The sequence below is a fragment of the Streptomyces olivaceus genome (genome assembly GCF_000721235.1).
Classification (GTDB): Bacteria; Actinomycetota; Actinomycetes; order Streptomycetales; family Streptomycetaceae; genus Streptomyces; species Streptomyces olivaceus.
In genome coordinates this window covers 1-1,847 of the sequence record NZ_JOFH01000100.1, presented here as the reverse complement: position 1 = coordinate 1,847, position 1,847 = coordinate 1, and the positions used below count along the sequence as shown (strand labels likewise).

Genomic DNA, 1,847 nt, shown 5'->3' with positions numbered 1-1,847 from the left:
GATGGGTAGGGGAGCGTCGTGTGCCGGGTGAAGCAGCCGCGGAAGCGAGTTGTGGACGGTTCACGAGTGAGAATGCAGGCATGAGTAGCGATACAAACGTGAGAAACGTTTGCGCCGATTGACTAAGGGTTCCTGGGTCAAGCTGATCTGCCCAGGGTAAGTCGGGACCTAAGGCGAGGCCGACAGGCGTAGTCGATGGATAACCGGTTGATATTCCGGTACCCGCTGTGAAGCGTCAAACATCGAGCATCGTGATGCTAAGGCCGTGAAGCCGCCCTGATCTCTTCGGAGTTGAGGGGAGTGGTGGAGCCGCTGAACCAAGCGGTTAGTAGGTGAGTGATGGGGTGACGCAGGAAGGTAGTCCAGCCCGGGCGGTGGTTGTCCCGGGGTAAGGGTGTAGGACGTTGGGTAGGTAAATCCGCCTGACATGTGTCTGAGACCTGATGCCGAGCCGATTGTGGTGAAGTGGATGATCCTATGCTGTCGAGAAAAGCCTCTAGCGAGTTTCATGGCGGCCCGTACCCTAAACCGACTCAGGTGGTCAGGTAGAGAATACCGAGGCGTTCGGGTGAACTATGGTTAAGGAACTCGGCAAAATGCCCCCGTAACTTCGGGAGAAGGGGGGCCATTTCTGGTGACCGGATTTACTCCGTGAGCTGGGGGTGGCCGCAGAGACCAGCGAGAAGCGACTGTTTACTAAAAACACAGGTCCGTGCGAAGCCGTAAGGCGATGTATACGGACTGACGCCTGCCCGGTGCTGGAACGTTAAGGGGACCGGTTAGCTCCATTTCGGTGGGGCGAAGCTGAGAACTTAAGCGCCAGTAAACGGCGGTGGTAACTATAACCATCCTAAGGTAGCGAAATTCCTTGTCGGGTAAGTTCCGACCTGCACGAATGGCGTAACGACTTCTTGACTGTCTCAACCATAGGCCCGGTGAAATTGCACTACGAGTAAAGATGCTCGTTTCGCGCAGCAGGACGGAAAGACCCCGGGACCTTTACTACAGTTTGATATTGGTGTTCGGTTCGGCTTGTGTAGGATAGCTGGGAGACTTTGAAGCTCGCACGCCAGTGTGGGTGGAGTCGTCGTTGAAATACCAGTCTGGTCGTGCTGGATGTCTAACCTGGGTCCGTGATCCGGATCAGGGACAGTGTCTGATGGGTAGTTTAACTGGGGCGGTTGCCTCCTAAAGAGTAACGGAGGCGCCCAAAGGTTCCCTCAGCCTGGTTGGCAATCAGGTGTTGAGTGTAAGTGCACAAGGGAGCTTGACTGTGAGACCGACGGGTCGAGCAGGGACGAAAGTCGGGACTAGTGATCCGGCGGTGGCTTGTGGAAGCGCCGTCGCTCAACGGATAAAAGGTACCCCGGGGATAACAGGCTGATCTTCCCCAAGAGTCCATATCGACGGGATGGTTTGGCACCTCGATGTCGGCTCGTCGCATCCTGGGGCTGGAGTCGGTCCCAAGGGTTGGGCTGTTCGCCCATTAAAGCGGTACGCGAGCTGGGTTTAGAACGTCGTGAGACAGTTCGGTCCCTATCCGCTGTGCGCGTAGGAGTCTTGAGAAGGGCTGTCCCTAGTACGAGAGGACCGGGACGGACGAACCTCTGGTGTGCCAGTTGTCCTGCCAAGGGCATGGCTGGTTGGCTACGTTCGGGAGGGATAACCGCTGAAAGCATCTAAGCGGGAAGCCTGCTTCGAGATGAGGACTCCCACCCACTTGATGGGGTAAGGCTCCCAGTAGACGACTGGGTTGATAGGCCGGATCTGGAAGCACCGTGAGGTGTGGAGGTGACCGGTACTAATAGGCCGAGGGCTTGTCCTCAGTTGCTCGCGTCCACTGTGTT

General features: G+C 56.8%; 1 rRNA gene. It reads left to right on the top strand.

From position 1 onward, the window contains the following. Nucleotides 1-1,825: ribosomal RNA gene (locus IG94_RS0137905) — 23S ribosomal RNA — on the top strand; the annotation flags it as partial. Nucleotides 1,826-1,847 lie beyond the last annotated feature (22 nt).